The sequence below is a fragment of the Pseudomonas sp. FFPRI_1 genome, from assembly GCF_055384485.1.
This window is the reverse complement of record NZ_AP029168.1, coordinates 3,446,890-3,466,069: the sequence shown is the minus strand read 5'-3', so window position 1 is coordinate 3,466,069 and position 19,180 is coordinate 3,446,890. Positions and strand designations below refer to the sequence as shown.

The 19,180-nt window shown below is 66.0% G+C and carries 18 protein-coding genes; 11 read left to right on the top strand and 7 right to left on the bottom strand.

Going from position 1 to position 19,180, the window contains the following annotated elements:
* The 4 genes from ACZ5BO_RS15495 to ACZ5BO_RS15480 all read left to right on the top strand — a co-directional run bounded on the left by ACZ5BO_RS15495 (nucleotide 1) and on the right by ACZ5BO_RS15480 (nucleotide 4,525).
* Nucleotides 1-963, top strand: a complete 963-nt coding sequence (locus tag ACZ5BO_RS15495) for a 2-hydroxyacid dehydrogenase (protein ID WP_464700828.1) — start codon at nucleotides 1-3, stop codon at nucleotides 961-963.
* A 257-nt stretch (nucleotides 964-1,220) separates the two neighbouring features.
* On the top strand, nucleotides 1,221-2,288 hold the full coding sequence (locus ACZ5BO_RS15490; RefSeq protein ID WP_025128185.1) for a phosphotransferase family protein: 1,068 nt from the start codon (nucleotides 1,221-1,223) through the stop codon (nucleotides 2,286-2,288).
* A gap of 39 nt (nucleotides 2,289-2,327) precedes the next feature.
* A complete protein-coding gene (locus ACZ5BO_RS15485; protein ID WP_025128184.1) occupies nucleotides 2,328-3,095 on the top strand; it encodes an SDR family oxidoreductase in 768 nt (255 codons plus the stop codon).
* A 323-nt stretch (nucleotides 3,096-3,418) separates the two neighbouring features.
* The gene (locus tag ACZ5BO_RS15480; protein ID WP_464700826.1) at nucleotides 3,419-4,525 is read left to right on the top strand and encodes a Gfo/Idh/MocA family protein; all 1,107 of its coding nucleotides are present in this window, start codon (nucleotides 3,419-3,421) and stop codon (nucleotides 4,523-4,525) included.
* Nucleotides 4,526-4,975: 450 nt separating this feature from the next.
* Here ACZ5BO_RS15480 and ACZ5BO_RS15475 read toward each other — a convergent pair whose 3' ends face one another.
* The 6 genes from ACZ5BO_RS15475 to ACZ5BO_RS15450 form a co-directional block, all read right to left on the bottom strand.
* The gene (locus tag ACZ5BO_RS15475; protein WP_464701282.1) at nucleotides 4,976-6,403 is read right to left on the bottom strand and encodes an FAD/NAD(P)-binding protein; all 1,428 of its coding nucleotides are present in this window, start codon (nucleotides 6,401-6,403) and stop codon (nucleotides 4,976-4,978) included.
* 160 nt (nucleotides 6,404-6,563) lie between these two features.
* Nucleotides 6,564-7,343: an AMP-binding protein gene (locus ACZ5BO_RS15470; RefSeq protein ID WP_464700824.1), complete on the bottom strand. Its 780-nt coding sequence runs from the start codon at nucleotides 7,341-7,343 to the stop codon at nucleotides 6,564-6,566.
* A gap of 100 nt (nucleotides 7,344-7,443) precedes the next feature.
* The gene (locus ACZ5BO_RS15465) at nucleotides 7,444-8,841 is read right to left on the bottom strand and encodes an LLM class flavin-dependent oxidoreductase (protein ID WP_464700822.1); all 1,398 of its coding nucleotides are present in this window, start codon (nucleotides 8,839-8,841) and stop codon (nucleotides 7,444-7,446) included.
* On the bottom strand, nucleotides 8,831-9,298 hold the full coding sequence (locus ACZ5BO_RS15460; RefSeq protein ID WP_464700820.1) for an acyl-CoA dehydrogenase: 468 nt from the start codon (nucleotides 9,296-9,298) through the stop codon (nucleotides 8,831-8,833). Before ACZ5BO_RS15460 ends, ACZ5BO_RS15465 begins: the two co-directional genes overlap by 11 nt.
* A 13-nt stretch (nucleotides 9,299-9,311) precedes the next feature.
* A complete protein-coding gene (locus ACZ5BO_RS15455) occupies nucleotides 9,312-10,514 on the bottom strand; it encodes an SfnB family sulfur acquisition oxidoreductase (protein ID WP_464700818.1) in 1,203 nt (400 codons plus the stop codon).
* Between the two features lie 200 nt (nucleotides 10,515-10,714).
* Nucleotides 10,715-11,278 carry a helix-turn-helix domain-containing protein gene (locus tag ACZ5BO_RS15450; protein WP_025128177.1) on the bottom strand — a complete coding sequence of 188 codons (564 nt, stop codon included), beginning with the start codon at nucleotides 11,276-11,278 and terminating at the stop codon, nucleotides 10,715-10,717.
* Between ACZ5BO_RS15450 and ACZ5BO_RS15445 the strand changes: the two genes are divergently transcribed.
* Nucleotides 11,273-12,280: a DMT family transporter gene (locus ACZ5BO_RS15445; RefSeq protein ID WP_464700816.1), complete on the top strand. Its 1,008-nt coding sequence runs from the start codon at nucleotides 11,273-11,275 to the stop codon at nucleotides 12,278-12,280. The genes ACZ5BO_RS15450 and ACZ5BO_RS15445 overlap by 6 nt on opposite strands.
* A 239-nt stretch (nucleotides 12,281-12,519) precedes the next feature.
* Here ACZ5BO_RS15445 and ACZ5BO_RS15440 read toward each other — a convergent pair whose 3' ends face one another.
* A complete protein-coding gene (locus tag ACZ5BO_RS15440; protein ID WP_464700814.1) occupies nucleotides 12,520-12,855 on the bottom strand; it encodes a hypothetical protein in 336 nt (111 codons plus the stop codon).
* Between the two features lie 223 nt (nucleotides 12,856-13,078).
* Here ACZ5BO_RS15440 and ACZ5BO_RS15435 point away from each other — a divergent pair, with 223 nt between their 5' ends.
* From ACZ5BO_RS15435 to ACZ5BO_RS15410, 6 genes are read left to right on the top strand one after another with little or no spacing between them, the layout of a single operon-like run.
* The gene (locus tag ACZ5BO_RS15435) at nucleotides 13,079-15,997 is read left to right on the top strand and encodes a monovalent cation/H+ antiporter subunit A (RefSeq protein ID WP_464700812.1); all 2,919 of its coding nucleotides are present in this window, start codon (nucleotides 13,079-13,081) and stop codon (nucleotides 15,995-15,997) included.
* Nucleotides 15,997-16,341, top strand: a complete 345-nt coding sequence (locus tag ACZ5BO_RS15430) for a Na+/H+ antiporter subunit C (RefSeq protein ID WP_011060906.1) — start codon at nucleotides 15,997-15,999, stop codon at nucleotides 16,339-16,341. Before ACZ5BO_RS15435 ends, ACZ5BO_RS15430 begins: the two co-directional genes overlap by 1 nt.
* Nucleotides 16,338-18,026, top strand: coding sequence for a monovalent cation/H+ antiporter subunit D (locus tag ACZ5BO_RS15425; protein ID WP_464700809.1), 1,689 nt, complete (start codon nucleotides 16,338-16,340; stop codon nucleotides 18,024-18,026). The genes ACZ5BO_RS15430 and ACZ5BO_RS15425 overlap by 4 nt, the downstream gene beginning before the upstream one ends.
* Complete coding sequence (locus ACZ5BO_RS15420) at nucleotides 18,023-18,511, top strand: Na+/H+ antiporter subunit E (RefSeq protein ID WP_025128172.1); 489 nt, start codon at nucleotides 18,023-18,025, stop codon at nucleotides 18,509-18,511. Before ACZ5BO_RS15425 ends, ACZ5BO_RS15420 begins: the two co-directional genes overlap by 4 nt.
* Complete coding sequence (locus ACZ5BO_RS15415) at nucleotides 18,508-18,786, top strand: K+/H+ antiporter subunit F (protein ID WP_016962858.1); 279 nt, start codon at nucleotides 18,508-18,510, stop codon at nucleotides 18,784-18,786. Before ACZ5BO_RS15420 ends, ACZ5BO_RS15415 begins: the two co-directional genes overlap by 4 nt.
* On the top strand, nucleotides 18,783-19,151 hold the full coding sequence (locus ACZ5BO_RS15410; protein WP_025128171.1) for a Na+/H+ antiporter subunit G: 369 nt from the start codon (nucleotides 18,783-18,785) through the stop codon (nucleotides 19,149-19,151). The genes ACZ5BO_RS15415 and ACZ5BO_RS15410 overlap by 4 nt, the downstream gene beginning before the upstream one ends.
* Nucleotides 19,152-19,180: the final 29 nt, after the last annotated feature.

Genomic DNA, 19,180 nt, shown 5'->3' with positions numbered 1-19,180 from the left:
ATGCGTGCCACCGTCCTGGTCCTGGTTGAAAACGTCAACGCCTACCTGCCCCTGCTGGAGCAGCAGGGTTTCCACCTGATCCTGGCGCCGACGCCCGCCGAGCGGGCCCGGGCGATCCGTGATCACGCCGGGCAGATCGATGCGGTCCTGACCCGTGGCCCGCTGGGCCTGACGGCCGCGGAGATCCAGGCCCTGCCGCGCCTGCAGATCATCTGCGTGATCGGCGCCGGTTATGAACAGGTGGACCTGCAGGCGGCGAGCAACCGCGGGATTGCGGTGACCAATGGCGCCGGGGTCAATGCCTCGTCCGTGGCCGATCACGCCCTGGCCCTGCTGCTGTCCCTGGTGCGCGGGATTCCCCAGGCCGATGCAGCGGTGCGCCAGGGGCAATGGCCGAAAATCACCCGCCCGTCCCTGGCCGGCATGCGCCTGGGGATTCTCGGCCTCGGCGCGGTGGGCCAGGCCATTGCCCGGCGCTGCGCCCTGGGCTTCGACATGCAGGTCAGCTATCACAGCCGCCAGCCCAGGCCGGAACAGCCCTACGGCTTTTGCTCGACCCTGGTCGAACTGGCCCGGGCCTCGGACGTGCTGGTGATCGCCACCCCCGGCGGCGCCGAGACCCGGCACCTGGTGGACGGGCCGGTGCTGCAAGCCCTGGGGGCGGAAGGTTTCCTGGTCAATGTCGCCCGGGCCAGCGTGGTGGATACCGACGCGTTGCTGCAAGCCCTGGAGCAGCGACGGATTGCCGGCGCGGCCCTGGATGTGTTCGATGACGAGCCCCAGGTGCCGGACCGCTTCAAGCTCCTGGACAACGTGGTGCTCACGCCCCATGTGGCCGGGCTCTCGCCCCAGGCCAGCCGCGACACCGTGGCCATGGTCGGGCGCAACCTCAGCGCGCACTTCGACGGCCAGCCGCTGCTGACCCCGCTGGCCCTGCCCGCGGCGAACCGACTGGCGCCCTGAGCAGCGGGCAATGTCTATGCTGGTAGGGCCGGCCTGCCAGCCAAGGTGTTTTATTTCCCGATCTGAAGACCAGAAATCCCACACGCTGCGAAGCTGGTGCCTACCGTCTCGGGGGAAGATTCAAACGCTTGTATCAAAAGCAATGATTGTCCGGCAACACGCGTACCTATAAAGGCCCGCCACGATTGTGAGGGGCCGGTGGGCGCATTAGATTAGCCAATAATCTCTGGCCTCCAGAATAAGCAGAAGGGATAAGCATGGCGCTTACAGACCAATCCACCCGTACTCGATCCGGCGAAGAACTCGATGCCAGCCTGATCGACCCGTACCTCAAGGCGCACATCCCCGGGCTCAGCGGTACACCGCAGATCAGCCAGTTCCCCGGTGGCGCCTCGAACCTCACCTACCTGCTGGAATACCCCGGGCAGGAGTTCGTCCTGCGGCGGCCGCCCTTCGGCCACAAGGCCAAGTCCGCCCACGACATGGGCCGTGAGTTCCGCATTCTCAACCAGCTCAAGGACGGCTTTCCCTACTGCCCGAAAGCCTATGTGCACTGCACCGACGAGTCGGTGATAGGCGCCGAGTTCTATGTCATGGAACGGGTCAAGGGCATCATCCTGCGCTCCGACCTGCCGCCGGAACTGGGGCTTGACGCCGACCAGACCCAGGCCCTGTGCAAGAGCTTCATCGACCGCCTGGTGGAGCTGCACCAGGTCGACTACCACGCCTGCGGCCTGGGTGACCTGGGTCGCCCCGAAGGCTACGTGCAACGCCAGATCAAGGGATGGAGCGAGCGCTACGAAAAAGCCCTGACCCCCGATGCGCCGCAATGGACAGCGGTCAAGGCCTGGCTCAACGACAAGATGCCCGCCGACCACCCGACCTCGAGCATCGTGCACAACGACTACCGCTTCGACAACGTGATCCTCGACCCGCAGAACCCGATGCGGATCATCGGCGTACTGGACTGGGAACTGACCACCCTGGGGGATCCGCTGATGGACCTGGGCAACAGCCTGGCCTACTGGATCGAGGCCGCCGACCCGGCGCCGGTGCAACTGATGCGCCGCCAGCCGAGCAACGCCCCGGGCATGCTGAGCCGCCAGGCGTTCGTCGACTACTACGCCGAGCGTTCGGGGATCGAGATCGGCAACTTCGACTTCTACTACACCTACGGCCTGTTCCGCCTGGCCGGTATCGTGCAGCAGATCTACTACCGCTTCTACCACGGCCAGACCCAGGACAAACGCTTCGCCCAGTTCATCCACATGAACAAGCTGCTGGAGCAGATGAGCCTGCAGGTCATCGCCAAGTCCAGCCTCTGACCGCGCCCCGGCGCCCGACAGCCACAACAAGGAAAAACCATGTCCAAGACTCAGATGTTCGACCTCGACGGCAAGATCGCTTTCGTTTCCGGCGCCAGCCGCGGTATCGGCGAGGCGATAGCCAAGCTGCTGGCCCAGCAAGGGGCCCACGTGATCGTTTCGAGCCGCAAGCTCGAGGGCTGCCAGCACGTGGCCGACGCCATCATCGCGGACGGCGGCAAGGCCACGGCGATTGCCTGCCACATCGGTGAGATGGAACAGATCAGCCAGGTCTTCGCTGGCATCCGTGAACAGTTCGGACGCCTGGACATCCTGGTCAACAACGCCGCCACCAACCCGCAGTTCTGCAACGTGCTGGACACTGACCTGGGGGCCTTCCAGAAGACCGTCGACGTGAACATCCGCGGCTACTTCTTCATGTCGGTGGAAGCCGGCAAGCTGATGCGCGAGAACGGCGGCGGCAGCATCATCAACGTGGCCTCGATCAACGGCGTATCACCGGGGATCTTCCAGGGCATCTACTCGGTGACCAAGGCCGCGGTGATCAACATGACCAAGGTCTTCGCCAAGGAATGCGCACCGTTCGGCATCCGCTGCAACGCCCTGCTGCCGGGCCTGACCGACACCAAGTTCGCCTCGGCCCTGGTGAAGAACGACGCCATCCTCAAGACCGCCCTGGCGCAGATCCCCCTCAAGCGCGTGGCCGACCCGAGCGAAATGGCCGGCGCAGTGCTGTTCCTGGCCAGCGATGCCTCCAGCTACACCACCGGCGTCTCGCTGAACGTGGATGGCGGCTTTCTCTCCTGAATCCTGAAAAGGCAGCCTGGGGGCTGCCAGCCCTCGCATCAGGTTGAAGGTTTTCCTGACGCCCCCCGGGCTGGGCGGGCCGCGAAGAGCGGGCCTGCCAAACAGCCCCGCAGGTGCAAGCTCCCTAGCCACAGCACAAGCGGCAAGCCACAAGCCACAAGCCACAAGCCACAAGTTTGGAGCTTGAAGCTTGAAGCTTGAAGCTTGAAGCTTGCCGCTTGCCGCTTGCCGCTTGCCCCTCAATTTCATTTCCACCAATTGCAATTATTGAATTTTTATTCCATAACACACCTCCCTACAATAATAATTCTGCAGGTGCGGTTATGGATGAACTTGGTATTGGCTTGATCGGCACCGGTTTCATGGGCCGTGCCCACGCCCTGGCGTTTCGCAGTGTCAGTGCGGTGTTCGAACTGCCGGTGCGCCTGCACCTGGCGGCCCTCGCGGATGCCGATGCCGAGCGTGCCGGGCACTGCGCCGCAGCCTGGGGCTTTGCCCAGGCCCACACCGACTGGCAGCAACTGATCGCCAATCCCCGGGTTGGCCTGGTGGCCATCACCACCCCCAATCATCTGCACTTTCCCATGGCCATGGCTGCATTGGCGGCGGGCAAGGCGGTGTACTGCGAAAAACCCCTGGCGGTCAGCGTCGATCAGGCCCGGCAGATGCACCACGCGGCTCAGGCTGCCGGGGTAGTGACCCGGGTCGGCTACAACTACCAGCACAACCCGATGATCGTCCTGGCCCGGGAACTGATCGGCAGCGGCGAGCTGGGGCAACTGGTGAGTTTCCAGGGGGAATTCAGCGAAGACTTCATGGCCGACCCGGATTCGCCCTGGTCCTGGCGCTGTGATCCACAGCACGCCGGTGGCGCCCTGGCCGACCTGGGCAGCCATCTACTGGCCATGGCGCGCTTTCTCATGGGCCCGGTACAGGCGGTATGCGCCGATACCCAGACCGTGCACCTGCAGCGCCCGACCCACGCCGGCAGCCAGGAACGGCGCGGCATTGCCGTGGACGATCAGGCCCACGCCCTGCTGCGCTTCGCCAATGGCGCCCGGGGCACCTTCTGCAGCAGTTGGATCAAGCACGGCTACAAGAACCATTTGAGCTTCGAAATCAGCGGCACCCTCGGTACGTTGGCCTTCGACCAGGAGCGGCTCAACGAACTGCGCCTGTACCGAGTCGGCCAGAAAGGCTTCCAGCGCCTGCTGGCCGGGCCCACCCTGCCCGGCTACGCGGCCTTCAGCCCGGCACCGGGGCACCAACTGGGATACAACGAGCTCAAGACCCTGGAGGTTCAGGAACTGATCATGGCCCTGGGGGGGCAGGGTCGCGATGGCACGGATTTCCAGGAAGCCTGGGAAGTGGAGCGCCTGGCGGCGGCGATCCGCATTGCCGCCCAGGAACAGCGCTGGGTGACACTGTAGGAGCCGGCTTGCCGGCGAAGGCGGTCTTGCGGGCCTCTTCGCTGGCGAGCCAGCTCCTACGGCTGGCAGAGAAATCGTGGGGGATCTGTAGGAGCCGGCTTGCCGGCGAAGGCGATCTTGCGGGCCTCTTCGCTGGCAAGCCAGCTCCTACGGCTGGCAGAAATATCGCGGGGGATCTGTAGGAGCCGGCTTGCCGGCGAAGGCGGTCTTGCGGGCCTCTTCGCTGGCAAGCCAGCTCCTACGGCTGGCAGGAATATCGCGGGAGGTTCTGTAGGAGCCGGCTTGCCGGCGAAGGCGGTCTTGCGGGCCTCTTCGCTGGCAAGCCAGCTCCTACGGCTGGCAGAAATATCGTGGGGAGTCTGTAGGAGCCGGCTTGCCGGCGAAGGCGGTCTTGCCGGCCTCTTCGCTGGCAAGCCAGCTCCTACGGCTGGTAGAGATATCGCGCTGGGGTTACAGGGGGAGCGCGGCCAGGCGTGCGGCCAGGGCCTTGGCTTGCAGGGCGACGTCGGTGACGGCGGTGCTTTCCCACCACAGGCCACGCAGGGGTGGACCGAGGGCGAACAGGCGCTCGGCCACTGCGCCCTCGGCGTTGTGCACCGCGCCCGTCGGGTCGGCGCTGATGCCCAGGGCCAGGGGCCCCGGCCGTACCAGGCCTCGGGCCAGCAGTTGCCGGGGCAAGGGCCGCGCCACTCGCCGCCAGTCGTATTCGATGCCGCTGGAGTTGATCAGTGCGTCGCCCAGCATCCGTGTGCGCTCACTCGTCCCGCGATAGCGCAGGACAATCGCCAATTGGCCATCAGCAGCCGGTTCCAACCCCTGGTAGCACGCGGCGTGAATCCGCAACCGCCCTTCCCCGTGCAGGCGCGCCAGCAATTCGGCGCTCAAGGGTGGCGAGCGGTGGTGGTGACTCTCCCACCAGGGCCGCACATGCCGCACGAACTGTCGGCGCTGTACCTCGGTGGCCTGGCTCCAGAGCCGGCCGATATGGGCCCGCACCGTGTCCAGGGGCGCCTGCCAGTCGATTCCCCGGGCCTGGGCCTGGCGGCATTGGCGACGCAGCTCGCCCATCAGTTGGCGCGGTGTGCGGATGCTCGGGTCCTGTGCCAGGAAGTCGCTCCAGGCTGGGGGCTGGCGCCGTACATGGGGCAACAGCCCGTGGCGGGAAAACACCTCGATGGGCCCGCGATGCCCGGCCTGCTCCAGGGACACCACGGCATCGACCATGGTCAAGCCGGCGCCAATGATCAGCACCCGGGCCTGGGGGGCCAACTGCGCCATGGCCGGGACATCCCAGGGATCCAGCGCCGCCGCATTCAAGCCGCTGGACTCGGTCTGGGGGGTACGCGCCGCCGGGAACATGCCGGTGGCCAGCACGGCAACGGCGCCGTGCAACTGGCGGCCGTCAGCCTGGGTCAGGCGAGCCCCGGCAGGGTCGATTTCCAGGTCCACCGCTTCGCCGCGCACATGCTGCACCGAGGACAGGTATTGCGCGCCGGCCACCCGAGCTTCGGCCAAGCGTTGCTGAACATAGACGCCAAACAGGCCCCGGGGCGGGAACAGTTCGCTGACCGGCACGGGCTGCTGCGCCGACTCGGGCCAGCCACCGCCGGCAATATGCTCGGCCAGCCATTGGCTCAGGTCATCGGGGTTGTCCGGGTCGACGCTCATGCGCGCCGCATTGCCGTTCAGGGTATGCCCCAGTTCCACGGCGCTGTAGGCCTCGCCGCGCCCCACCTCGCTGCGGGGCTCGATCACCAGGATGCGCCGCCGGCCTGGCAGGCGCAGCAATTGCGCCGCGAGCAAGGTGCCACTGAGGCCACCGCCGATAATCAGGATTTCGGCGTCTCGGCTGGCCGCTAGCGCAGGGGTCTGGTTCATGGAGTGCTCACGGTCGATGTTGGCCCTGGAAACAGTCATGCCGCACCTCGGCGCACGGCAAGCCTGCTGGAGCGCCAGGTTACTGCGTGGCCCGGCGTTCAGGAAGCGTGGCGGCGCCTTGCGCACAGGTTTCCGGCGCTGGAGGCAATGTCCGCGAGAATCATAAACGCCGCAGCCAGGCGAACCTCATCCAGCGATACCAAAGAACTAGAAACCCCGGCTCGTTCGTCCTCCGACCAACAGCGCCAGTAGTGTGTGCCTGCTGGGTAAAGACCGGGCTCTGGCCACTTTCCAGCCATTGCTGCAGCAGCAACGGCAACCCGTCAGGCTGGCGTCCACGGGACTCGTTCCAAGGCCCGGCGCTGGGTGCGGCGCCGAGCCAACGCCCCTCGGGCCGGGCAGTCTCCCTGACGCCCAGCAACTGGACAAAGGTCAGCGACTGCACTCGCGGCCTCGCTGGCAGCGCAGACAATGGCTGATGGCTGATCAGCCAGCGCGGCGCCAGGGCCGGCTCGGCCAGGGAATGCCAGAACGCCAGTGGCACAGGCTCGGAAACAAAGCCGTGACTCGGCCGCCAGCGCCAGAGATGGCGTTGCAACACCTGGGGCGAACACTCCGCCCCCAGGCACCGCACCTGGGCCCCCAGGCTCTGGGCAGCCAGGGCCAGCAGCAACATGGCGGGATCGGCGTCGCCACTGAGCAGCAACTGCGAACCGGCTGTCAGCTCGTGCTGGCGCAGGCCATCGGCCAGGCGCTGGACATCGCGCAGCACATCGATCCAGCGCCACACCCACCAGCGCCCCAGGCGCCTGTGACGCAAGGCCGTGCGCAAGGGGCTGACCCGGGCCCAATGACCCAATTGCGCCAAGGCCTCAGGCAACTGCAGCAGGACGGCGTCGTCGGGCCCGTTGCAGGGTGGACAGGAAGACAACTGATTCATGGAACACCTCGCTCGTGCAGACAAGAGCGTGCGGTGGTCCGCTGGCTGGATCAGCCGTAGCCGCAGGGTGCATCTGCGACCACAGCCTCGACATTCAGGGTCATGCGCTCTTCTGCGCCGCCTGGCGCTGCTGGCCGAGGTTGCGCCAGGCACTGCCCGGGTGGCTTTCGGGCAGGCGCGGGCCCGCACCGAAGAGTTTTTCCCGCAGGGTGCCCGGGCCGTAGTCGGTCTTGTACACGCCGCGCTTCTGCAACTCCGGCACCAGCAACTCCACGGCATCGATAAAGGTTTCGTGGGTCAGTGCATAGGCCAGGTTGAAGCCATCGACGTCGGTGTCCTCGACCCATTCCTGGAGCAGGTCGGCCACGGTTTCCGGGCTGCCGACAAACAGCGGGCCAAAACCGCCGATGCCCACCCAGTCGGCCAGTTCGTGAGGGGTCCAGACCTTGTTCGGATCTGCCGTGGAAAAGGCCTCCACCGCCGACTGGATGGCGTTGGTGTGCACATGCTTGAGGGGCTCGTCGGGCTTGAAGCGGCTGAAGTCGATGCCGGTCCAGCCGGAAATCAGCGCCATGGCCCCCTCATAGCTGACCCAGGATTTGTACTCTTCGAACTTGGCCCTGGCCTTGGCATCGGTCTCGCCAAGGATCACCGTCTGCAGGTTGAAGATCAGCACCTTCGACGGGTCGCGCCCGGCCTCGGCAGCGCGGCGACGGATATCGGCCACGGTGTTTTTCAGCAGGACCTTGGACGGCGCGGCAACGAACACGCATTCGGCGTGCTCGGCGGCGAACTGCTTGCCGCGGCTCGACGCACCGGCCTGGTAGAGCACCGGGGTGCGCTGCGGCGAAGGCTCGCAGAGGTGGATGCCCGGCACCTGGAAGTGCCTGCCCACGTGCTGGATCTCGTGGATCTTGCTCGGGTCGCTGAAGATTCGCCGCTCGCGGTCCCGCAGGATCGCGCCGTCCTCCCAACTGCCCTCCCAGAGCTTGTAGCAGACCTCCAGGTATTCCTCGGCGTAGTCGTAGCGGGCGTCGTGCTCGGTCTGGGCCTGGTGCCCGATATTCTTCGCCCCGCTCTCCAGGTAGGAGGTGACGATGTTCCAGCCGGCGCGGCCCTTGGTCAGGTGGTCGAGGGTAGAGAGGCGTCGGGCGAAGGGATAGGGGTGCTCGAAGGACAGTGAAGCCGTCAGGCCGAACCCCAGGTGCTCGGTGACCAGGGCCATGGGCGGAATCAGCTGCAACGGATCGTTGACCGGCACCTGGGCCGCCTGGCGGATCGCCGCCTCGCCACGGCCCTGGTAGACGTCGTAGATGCCCAGCACATCGGCGATGAACAAGCCGTCGAACTTGCCCTTTTCAAGGATCTTCGCCAGCTCGGTCCAGTACTCCAGGTCCTTGTACTGCCAGGAGCGATCCCGGGGATGCGCCCAGAGCCCCGGCGACTGATGGCCGACACAGTTCATGTCGAAGGCATTGAGGCGAATTTCACGGGACATCGGACCACCCTCCTGCAACCTGGGGCAGCACGCCGTTGAGGCGGTAGTTGCCGATCAATGAGTACTTCAAGCGCAGCGGGTCGTGCAGCGTCGAGGGCTGCGGACTGCGCTGGCCGGTGAGTTCGAATTCGGCATTGCCGCTGGCCAGCAGCGCTTGGGCGGCGGCAATCGCCGCCTCGGTCAGGGCGATATGGATCTCGGCCGGGTCCTGTTTCGCCTGCACTTGGCGCTGGGCTCGCTCCTGCAGGGCGGCGGCCACTTCGATACGGATCTGCAGGTCGCCAAAGCGGCTGATCACAAAAGGGTCTTCATTGGCCCTGGGCAGGCCGTTGGCGGACCGCGCCTGTTCCCGGACATGCTCCAGGGTCCGCTGCAACAAGGTCCGGGCTCGCTGCAGGTCCTCGGCGCTGTGGGCCAGGGCCGTTTCCGGGCTGTCGGGTCGAGTCAATGCATTCATCGGGGGCGTTCCTTCAGTTCCAGGCGTGACGGGCCGGCTTGACGCCGTTGAGCAGGTAGTTGCCGATCAGGTGATATTTCCAGCGGGCCGGATCGTGCAGGGTGTGGGTGCGGGCATTGCGCCAGTGGCGGTCGAGGTTGTACTGGCCCGACACCGAGCGGGTGCCCGCCAGTTCGAACAGCTTGCTGGCCGCCAGCAAGGCGCTTTCGGTCGACAGCACCTTGGCCTGGGCCACCACCAGCGAGGCATGGGCAACGCTGTCTTCATTGGCGTTGAGCAAGGCCTGGTCGATGGCCTGGGCGGCCTTGACCAGGATCGCCTCGGCGCCGTGGACCCGCCATTCCAGATCACCGATCGCCGCCAGGGTGAAAGGGTCCTGCCAGCCGTGGTCCAGGCCACTGTCGATCCAGGGGCGCGAGCGCCGGGCATGCTGTTTGGCGTCTTCCAGGGCGGCCACGGCAATGCCGGTGTCCACCGCGGCCTGGATGACCTGGGAGATCGGGCCGTCGGCGGTGGGCTGGTCGAAAGCCCGGTGGGCCGGGATCACCGCGCTGCGCGGGACCTGCACCGCCTGGAGGCTGACCCGGCCACTGGCGGTGGTGCGCTGGCCGAAACCGTCCCAGCTGTCGATCACCGTCAACCCGGGGTTGTCGCGCGGGATAAAGGCAATGTGCGCCTGGTTGTGCTCGTCCACCGCCACCGCCGGGACTATATGGGCGAACAAGGCGCCGGTGCAGTAGGACTTCTCACCGTCGATCCGCGCCTGCTCGCCGGTAAAACGGATCTGCGTCTCGAAGGCCCCGACGTGCTTGCTGCCGGCTTCGGAAAACGCATTGCCGAAGCGTTGCCCCTGCAGCACCTTGGCGAAGTAATGGCGCTTCTGCTCCTCGCTGGCGGTCTGCAGCAGGATGTCCACCACCCCCAGGTGGTTCTGCGGTAACTGGCCCAGGGAGGGGTCGGCGGCGGAGATCAGCTTGATCACCTCCACCAGGGTCACATAGGACACTCCGGCACCGCCGTAGGCCCGGGGAATGGTGATGCCCCACAGGCCGCTGGCAGAGAATGCGTCGAGTTCCGCCAGCGGCAGACGCCGTTCGCGATCGCGTACCGCCGCCTCCACCGCGAAGCGCTGGGCCAGCGCCCGGGCGACGCTGATCGCCTCGGCATCACTGCGGATGATATGGGCACTGAGTGGGGGTTGAGCTGGGGCTGTCATGGGCCGACTCCGCTTCCTGAAGATCAAGATGAACCCCCGTGGAGGGGTTCCTGTCAGCAGCGTTGCAGAAGTCGAGCCAACGACTTAAATGCTTCTATTTCAATAAGTTATAAAACAATTCGAATAATCGACATCAACTGAAAACCAGCAGAATGTTCAATCACTGTTGCTGGGCCAACAGTGGCCACCGAGGCTCGCCCTCAGATCACCACATTGCGCACGAAGCGCGTGGCCTGGGTGCCATCATTGCGATAGCCGTGGGGCACATGGCTGGCGAACATGAAGAACTCACCGCTGTGCAAACGCCGCTCGCTGTCGCCGAAGAACACCGTCAGGCTGCCTTCGAAGACATAGATCTGCTCGCTCCAGCCCTGGGCGTCGCATTCCGAACGGTAGATCTCCCCCGGCTCCAGTTGCCACTCCCAGAGTTCCACTTCGCGCCGGGCCTCGGCCTTGGCCAGCAGTACCGCCTTGCTACCGGGAATGACACCGGCCCAGGCCAGTTCGTTGATACGGCTCGGGTCCGGGGAACCGGGGGCCTGGATCAGGTCGCTGAAGGCCACATCCAGGGCTTCGGCCACCCGGTCCAGGGTGCCGAGGCTGACGTTCTTTTCCCCCGCTTCGATGGCCACCAGCATTCGCCGGCTGACATCGGACTTTTCCGCCAGGGCGCTCTGGCTCAGGCCTGCGGCATGGCGCAGGCGCCGCACATTGAGGCTGACGTGTTGCAGGACCGAAGCCCGCTGGCTGTTTTCTTTGTGCACTATATTGCTCACTCTCCAGGCCTGCGCAGTATACTGCCCAACTTCCGGCGCATTGTGCGTCCCCCTCAGGTAGCACGCAAGGCCATGACGTCCAGCCCCTCCCGCAGATTGCAGTTCAAACTCAGCAAGGCCGAAGCCGTACTGGTGCTGATCACCATGATCTGGGGCGGCACCTTCTACCTGGTGCAACAGGCCATGACCGTCAGCGGGCCGATGTTCTTCGTCGGCCTGCGCTTCGCCGCGGCGGCCTGCATCGTCGCCCTGTTTTCCCTGCGCCACCTGCGCGGCCTGACCCTGTTCGAGCTGCGGGCCGGCGGCTTTATCGGCACCGCCATCATGCTCGGCTACGGCCTGCAGACCGTGGGCTTGCAAAGCATCCCCAGCAGCCAGTCGGCCTTCATCACCGCTCTTTACGTGCCCTTCGTGCCACTGCTGCAATGGCTGTTCATGGGCAGGCGCCCGGGGCTGCTGCCGAGCATCGGCATCATGCTGGCCTTCACGGGGTTGATGCTGCTGTCCGGGCCCAACGGTGCCTCCCTGGACTTCAGCCCGGGGGAGATCGCCACCCTGATCAGCACTGTGGCGATCGCCGCCGAGATCATCATGATCAGCAGTTTCGCCGGGCGCGTGGATGTGCGCCGGGTCACCGTGGTGCAACTGGCCGTCACCTCGCTCCTGGCCTTTGCCATGGTGGGACCGACCAGCGAGGCGTTGCCGGGGTTTTCCTGGCTGCTGCTGGCCAGCGCCCTGGGCCTGGGCGCCGCCAGCGCGGCGATCCAGGTGGCGATGAACTGGGCGCAGAAAAGCGTCTCGCCGACCCGCGCCACCCTGATCTACGCCGGTGAACCGGTGTGGGCCGGGGTGATCGGGCGGATCGTCGGCGAACGCCTGCCGGGGCTGGCATTGCTGGGCGGCGCCTTGATCGTGTTGGCGGTGATCATCAGCGAATGGAAACCCAAGGCAGAAGCCGGGCAACCGAGTGGCGAGGCGCTGGAGTCCTGAGCACCGGCCCGCGGAAAGGGCCGGCTTGCCGGCGAAGGCGGTCTTGAGGGCCCTTTCGCTGGCAAGCCAGCGCCTACGGCTGGTAGAGATATCTCGGGGAGCCCGTAGGAGCCGGCTTGCCGGCGAAGGCGGTCTTGCGGGCCTCTTCGCTGGCAAGCCAGCTCCTACGGCTGACAGAGATATCGTGGGGGGACTGTAGGAGCCGGCTTGCCGGCGAAGGCGGGCTTGGATGCCAGCGCCTACCGGGACTCGGGGCCGTAGAGCCAGGTGGGGACGGTCAGCGAGCCCTTGTGCTTGGGTTCCAGTAGCACCCGCTCGTGTTCGGGCTCGCCGTGATAATAGAAATAGGCGTGGTAGAGCCTGTGCCCTTCGGCAAAGGCGCGGTCGAAGTAGAGCACCGTGCCCGGCGGCAGCACGTAGCTGCGGTCATCCCCCAACGGGCCTTCGATGACCAGGGCCTGGCGGGTCTTGAGCATCTCGGGGCGGTTGAGAAAATGTTCCAGTCCGAGCCCCAGGGCCGCGCCGAAACAGGTGAACAACAGCGCGAAACATACGCGTCGAATAATCCGGCCCATGGCCGATCCTTGATTGAGGTGCACCGTCAGCGATCCTTGTAGCGGGTTGTCTTGGGCAGCGCTTTTGCCCTGCAGCTCCCGGTAAGTGGGCGCATCGGGCATTTGTCTCCTACCTTTGAAAGCGCATGTAACATTTCTTATGGCAGCCTGGCCCAGCATGGCGGTTGGTGATCCAGGGCCTGGCACGTATTATGCGTCATACTTTTCCGCAGATTAGAAGCCTATGTCCCTGATAGTTCTACTGCTTCTGCCATTCATAGGCAGCTGTCTGGCGGCCCTGTTGCCGCACAACGCACGCAATACCGAATCCCTGCTGGCGGGCCTGGTGGCCCTGGTCGGCACCGTCCAGGTGGCCCTGCTGTACCCGCAGATCGCCGATGGCGGAGTGATTCGCGAGGAGTATGCCTGGCTGCCGAGCCTGGGGCTGAACTTCGTGCTGCGCCTGGACGGTTTCGCCTGGCTGTTTTCCCTGCTGGTGCTGGGCATCGGCACGCTGGTGTCGCTGTACGCACGCTATTACATGTCGGCCCAGGATCCGGTGCCGCGCTTCTTCGCGTTTCTCCTCGCGTTCATGGGGGCCATGCTGGGCCTGGTGATCTCCGGCAACCTGATCCAGATCGTGTTTTTCTGGGAGCTGACCAGTCTTTTCTCGTTCCTGCTGATCGGCTACTGGCACCACCGCTCCGATGCCCGGCGCGGCGCCTACATGGCGCTGATGGTCACCGGGGCCGGGGGATTGTGCCTGCTGGCGGGGGTCATGCTGCTCGGCCATGTGGTCGGCAGCTACGACCTGGATCAGGTACTAGCTGCCGGCGACACGATCAGGGCCCACGCCCTCTACCCGATCCTGTTACCCCTGATTCTGCTCGGTGCCTTGAGCAAGAGCGCGCAGTTCCCCTTCCACTTCTGGCTGCCCCACGCCATGGCCGCACCGACACCGGTCTCGGCCTATCTGCACTCGGCGACCATGGTCAAGGCCGGGGTGTTCCTCCTGGCTCGCCTGTGGCCGTCGCTGTCGGGCAGTGAAGAATGGTTCTGGATCGTCAGCGGCGCCGGGGCCTGCACCCTGGTGCTGGGCGCCTACTGCGCCATGTTCCAGAACGATCTCAAGGGCCTGCTGGCCTACTCCACCATCAGCCACCTGGGTCTGATCACCCTGCTGCTGGGCCTGAACAGCCCGCTGGCGGCCGTGGCGGCGGTGTTCCATATCCTCAACCACGCCACCTTCAAGGCCTCGCTGTTCATGGCCGCGGGGATCATCGACCACGAAAGCGGCAGCCGCGACATCCGCAAGCTCAACGGCCTGATCAAGCTGATGCCCTACACCGCGACCCTGGCCATGGTTGCCAGCGCCTCCATGGCCGGGGTGCCGTTGCTCAACGGCTTCTTGTCCAAGGAAATGTTCTTCGCCGAAACCGTGTTCATCAACTCCAGCGCCTGGGTCGAGATCGCCCTGCCGGTGATCGCCACCATCGCCGGCACCTTCAGCGTCGCCTATGCCCTGCGCTTCACCGTCGATGTGTTCTTCGGCGAGCCGGCCACCGACCTGCCCCATACGCCCCACGAGCCGCCGCGCTGGATGCGCGCCCCGGTGGAGCTGCTGGTGTTTACCTGCCTGCTGGTGGGGATCTTCCCGGCACAGATCATCGGCCCGCTGCTGGCCGCCGCCGCACTGCCGGTGGTGGGTGGCACCCTGCCCGAATACAGCCTGGCCATCTGGCACGGCCTCAACGCGCCGATGATCATGAGCCTGATCGCCATGTCCTGCGGCATCGTCCTCTACCTGCTGCTGCGCAAGCCGCTGGTCCTGGGGCGCTTCGCCTATCCGCCGGGGGTGGGTCGCTTCAACGGCAAGCGCCTGTTCGAACGCAGCCTGGTGAGCAGCATGCGCCTGGCCCGGCGCCTGGAACGGCAACTGAGCACCAAGCGCCTGCAGAGCCAGTTGTTCCTGCTGGTGCTGGCGGCCGTGGTGGCCGGCCTGATCCCCATGCTCTACAGCAGCCTGACCTGGGGCGACCGGCCGAAGATCCCCGGTTCAATCGTCTTCGTGACCTTCTGGCTGCTGGCCATCGCCTGCGCCCTGGGCGCCGCCTGGCAGGCCAAGTACCACCGTCTCGCGGCCCTGACCATGGTCAGCGTCTGCGGGCTGATGACCTGCGTGACCTTCGTCTGGTTCTCGGCCCCGGACCTGGCCCTGACCCAGTTGGTGGTGGAGGTGGTGACCACGGTGCTGATCCTCCTCGGCCTGCGCTGGCTGCCCCGGCGGATCGAAGAAGTCTCGCCGCTGCCCAGCAGCCTGCCCAAGGCGCGGATCCGTCGCCTGCGCGACCTGAGCCTGTCGATCGCCGTGGGCGTGGGCATGGCGCTGCTGTCCTACGCCATGCTGACCCGCCCGACGCCCAACGACATCTCCTCGTTCTACCTCAGCCGGGCCCTGCCCGAAGGCGGCGGCACCAACGTGGTCAACGTGACCCTGGTGGACTTCCGCAGCTTCGACACCCTGGGCGAGATCACTGTGCTGGCCGCGGTGGCACTGACCGTGTTCGCCCTGCTGCGGCGCTTCCGCCCGCCCAAGGAAAGCATGCAATTGCCGGCGCAGCAGCGCCTGCTGGCACCGGACGTGGTCACCGACCTGGTCAACCCGCGCCAGGCCAGCGACACCGCCCTGGGCTTCATGATGGTGCCGGCGGTGCTGGTGCGCCTGCTGCTGCCGATCGCCCTGGTGGTGTCCTTCTACCTGTTCATGCGCGGGCACAACCTGCCGGGCGGCGGTTTCGTCGCCGGGCTGGTGATGTCGGTGGCCTTCATTCTCCAGTACATGGTGGCCGGCACCCAGTGGGTCGAGGCGCAGATGAGCCTGCGGCCGCTGCGCTGGATGGGCACCGGGCTGCTGTTCGCCCTGGCCACCGGCCTCGGCGCGCTGTTCTGGGGCTACCCGTTCCTCACCACCCACACCCTGCACGTGGACCTGCCGCTGTTCGGTGATATCCATATCGCCAGCGCCTTGTTCTTCGACATCGGCGTGTATGCCGTGGTGCTGGGGGCAACGCTGCTGATCCTCACGGCCCTGGCGCACCAGTCGGTGCGGGCCCACAAGCCGGCCAGCCAATCCAAATCCCTGATCAAGAGCGGAGCCGCCTGATGGAAGAAGTCATCGCAATCGCCATTGGCGTCCTCGCCGCCTCCGGGGTCTGGCTGGTGCTGCGGCCCCGGACCTTCCAGGTGGTGATGGGCCTGTGCCTGCTGTCCTACGCGGTCAACCTGTTCATCTTCAGCATGGGCAGCCTGTTCATCGGCAAGGAGCCGATCGTCAAGGACGGCGTGCCCCAGGACCTGCTGCACTACACCGACCCGCTGCCCCAGGCGCTGGTGCTCACCGCCATCGTCATCAGCTTCGCCATGACCGCACTGTTCCTGGTGGTGCTCCTGGCCTCCCGGGGCCTGACCGGCACCGACCACGTCGACGGCCGGGAGCCCAAGGAATGAGTCTGTTGTCGCACCTGATAGTCGCGCCCATCCTCCTGCCGCTGCTGACCGCGGCGATCATGTTGCTGCTGGGGGAAAAGCACCGCCCGCTCAAGGCCCGGATCAACCTGTTCTCCAGCCTGCTGGGGCTGGCCCTGGCCTGCTACCTGCTGTACTGGACCCAGGCCCAGGGCGCCACCGGCTCTTTCGGCGTGTACCTGCCGAGCAACTGGCAGGTGCCCTTTGGCATCGTCCTGGTGGTCGATCGCCTGTCGGCGCTGATGATGGTGCTCACCGGAATCATCGGGGTCAGCGCGCTGCTGTTCGCCATGGCCCGCTGGGACGGCGCCGGGGCCAGCTTCCACGCGCTGTTCCAGATCCAGTTGATGGGCCTCTACGGCGCCTTCCTCACCGCCGACCTGTTCAACCTGTTCGTGTTCTTCGAAGTGCTGCTGGCGGCCTCCTACGGCCTGATGCTGCACGGCTCGGGACGGGCGCGGGTGTCTTCGGGGCTGCACTACATCACCATCAACCTGCTGGCCTCGTCGCTGTTCCTGATCGGCACGGCAATGATCTACGGGGTCACCGGGACCCTGAACATGGCCGACCTGGCAATGAAGATCCCCCTGGTGCCGGAAGCCGATCGCGGCCTGCTGCATGCCGGCACGGCGATCCTGGCCATCGCCTTCCTGGCCAAGGCCGGGATGTGGCCGCTGAACTTCTGGCTGGTGCCGGCCTACTCCTCGGCCAGTGCGCCGGTGGCGGCGCTGTTCGCCATCATGACCAAGGTCGGGGTCTATACCGTGCTGCGCCTGTGGACCCTGCTGTTCTCCGGGCAAGCCGGGGCCTCGGCGTATTTCGGCAGCCAGTGGCTGGTGTACGGCGGCCTGGCGACGATCTTCTGCGCGGCCCTGGCGATCCTCCCCGCCCAGCGCCTGGAACGCATGGCCAGCCTGAGCATCCTGGTCTCGGCGGGCATCCTGATCTCGGTGATCGGCTTCGCCCAGCCGGCCCTCACCGGCGCGGCGCTGTTCTACCTGTTCAGCTCGACCCTGGCGCTGTGCGCGCTGTTCCTCCTGGCGGAATTGATCGAGCGTTCGCGCTCGGCCAATGAACTGCCCCTGGAAGACGAAGGCGAAATCCTCCCGGCGCCCCTGGAGTCCCTGCATCCGCCCCGGGGCAGCAACCTCGACGACGAACAGAAGGTGGTGGTCGGCCAGGTGATCCCCTGGACCATGGCCTTCCTCGGCTTGAGCTTCATTGCCTGCGCACTGCTGATCATCGGCATGCCGCCGCTCTCGGGGTTCATCGGCAAGCTCAACCTGATCGCCGCCCTGCTCAACCCCCTGGGCCTGGGCAGCAGTGCCGAGGCACCGATCCCGGTGGCCGCCTGGTGCCTGCTGGCGTTGCTGATCCTCTCCGGCCTGGCCTCGCTGATTGCCTTCGCCCGCGTGGGCATCCAGCGCTTCTGGAGCCCGGAGGAGCGGCCGTCGCCGGTCCTGCGGCGTCTGGAATGCGTGCCGATCGTGGTCCTGCTGGGGCTCTGCATCCTGCTGACCTTCAAGGCCGAGCCGCTGCTGCGCTTCACCCAGGCCACCGCCGACAGCCTCAACCACCCCGAGCATTACGTGATGGCGGTGCTGGGCACCCGTACGGTGCTCGGCCCCGAGGCCAAGGCCGCGCTGTCTGTGGAGGTGCAACCATGAAGCGGCTGTTCCCCGCCCCCTTCCTGTCCCTGGCGCTGTGGCTGCTGTGGCTGGTGCTGAACCTCTCCCTCAGCCCCGGCAACCTGCTGCTGGGGGGCCTGCTGGGCTTTCTCGCGCCGCTGCTGATGCGCCCGCTGCGGCCACTGCCGATCCGCATCCGCCGGCCCTGGACCATCCTGCGCCTGTTCCTGCTGGTGGGCCGCGATGTGCTGGTGTCGAACCTGCTGGTGGCCTGGGGAGTGCTCAACGAAGGCCGGCGCCCAATGCGCTCGGCCTTCGTCAAGATCCCCCTGGACCTGCGCGATGCCAACGGCCTGGCGGCCTTGTCGACCATCACCACGGTGGTACCGGGCACGGTCTGGTCGGAACTGTCCCTGGACCGCAGCATCCTGTTGCTGCACGTGTTCAACCTGGAGGACGAGGCGCAGTTCATCCAGCACTTCAAGGCCACCTACGAGCGCCCGCTGATGGAGATCTTCGAATGAGCGTGCTGCTGACCAACGCGATCCTGCTCAGCCTGTTCCTGTTTTCCCTGGCCATGGTCCTGACCCTGGTGCGCCTGTTCAAGGGCCCCTCGGCCCAGGACCGGGTCCTGGCCCTGGACTACCTGTACATCCTGGCGATGCTGATGATGCTGGTGCTGGGCATCCGCTATGCCAGTGACACCTACTTCGAGGCGGCGCTGCTGATTGCCCTGTTCGGGTTCGTCGGCTCGTTCGCCCTGGCCAAATTCCTCTTGCGTGGCGAGGTGATCGAATGAACAGCCTGGAACAACTGCCACTGTGGGTGGAGGTCCTGGTGGCCCTGCTGTTGCTGATCAGCAGCCTGTTCGCCCTGATCGGTGCCTTGGGCATCCTGCGCATGAAGAGTTATTTCCAGCGCATGCATCCGCCGGCCCTGGCCTCGACCATGGGTTCGTGGAGCGTGGCCCTGGCCTCGATCCTGTATTTTTCGGCGCTCAAGTCCAGCCCGGTGCTGCATGCGTGGCTGATCCCGGTGCTGCTGTCGATCACCGTGCCGGTAACCACCCTGCTGCTGGCCCGGGCGGCGCTGTTTCGCAAGCGCATGGCCGGCGACGACGTACCGGCGGAGGTCAGCAGCAAGCGCCGGGAGGCCGGTAACTAAGGCGGTTTTGCAGCGCCTGCAGCGGGCCG

Bases quoted from the DNA above. Each gene is read 5' to 3' on its own strand.
- ACZ5BO_RS15435 (WP_464700812.1), top strand. From the start codon at position 13,079: ATGTCCCTGATAGTTCTACTGCTTCTGCCATTCATAGGCAGCTGTCTG.
- ACZ5BO_RS15475 (WP_464701282.1), bottom strand. From the start codon at position 6,403: ATGAACCAGACCCCTGCGCTAGCGGCCAGCCGAGACGCCGAAATCCTG.
- ACZ5BO_RS15490 (WP_025128185.1), top strand. From the start codon at position 1,221: ATGGCGCTTACAGACCAATCCACCCGTACTCGATCCGGCGAAGAACTC.
- ACZ5BO_RS15415 (WP_016962858.1), top strand. From the start codon at position 18,508: ATGAGCGTGCTGCTGACCAACGCGATCCTGCTCAGCCTGTTCCTGTTT.
- ACZ5BO_RS15495 (WP_464700828.1), top strand. From the start codon at position 1: ATGCGTGCCACCGTCCTGGTCCTGGTTGAAAACGTCAACGCCTACCTG.
- ACZ5BO_RS15485 (WP_025128184.1), top strand. From the start codon at position 2,328: ATGTCCAAGACTCAGATGTTCGACCTCGACGGCAAGATCGCTTTCGTT.
- ACZ5BO_RS15470 (WP_464700824.1), bottom strand. From the start codon at position 7,343: ATGAATCAGTTGTCTTCCTGTCCACCCTGCAACGGGCCCGACGACGCC.
- ACZ5BO_RS15420 (WP_025128172.1), top strand. From the start codon at position 18,023: ATGAAGCGGCTGTTCCCCGCCCCCTTCCTGTCCCTGGCGCTGTGGCTG.
- ACZ5BO_RS15410 (WP_025128171.1), top strand. From the start codon at position 18,783: ATGAACAGCCTGGAACAACTGCCACTGTGGGTGGAGGTCCTGGTGGCC.
- ACZ5BO_RS15425 (WP_464700809.1), top strand. From the start codon at position 16,338: ATGAGTCTGTTGTCGCACCTGATAGTCGCGCCCATCCTCCTGCCGCTG.
- ACZ5BO_RS15465 (WP_464700822.1), bottom strand. From the start codon at position 8,841: ATGTCCCGTGAAATTCGCCTCAATGCCTTCGACATGAACTGTGTCGGC.
- ACZ5BO_RS15455 (WP_464700818.1), bottom strand. From the start codon at position 10,514: ATGACAGCCCCAGCTCAACCCCCACTCAGTGCCCATATCATCCGCAGT.
- ACZ5BO_RS15440 (WP_464700814.1), bottom strand. From the start codon at position 12,855: ATGGGCCGGATTATTCGACGCGTATGTTTCGCGCTGTTGTTCACCTGT.
- ACZ5BO_RS15430 (WP_011060906.1), top strand. From the start codon at position 15,997: ATGGAAGAAGTCATCGCAATCGCCATTGGCGTCCTCGCCGCCTCCGGG.
- ACZ5BO_RS15460 (WP_464700820.1), bottom strand. From the start codon at position 9,298: ATGAATGCATTGACTCGACCCGACAGCCCGGAAACGGCCCTGGCCCAC.
- ACZ5BO_RS15480 (WP_464700826.1), top strand. From the start codon at position 3,419: ATGGATGAACTTGGTATTGGCTTGATCGGCACCGGTTTCATGGGCCGT.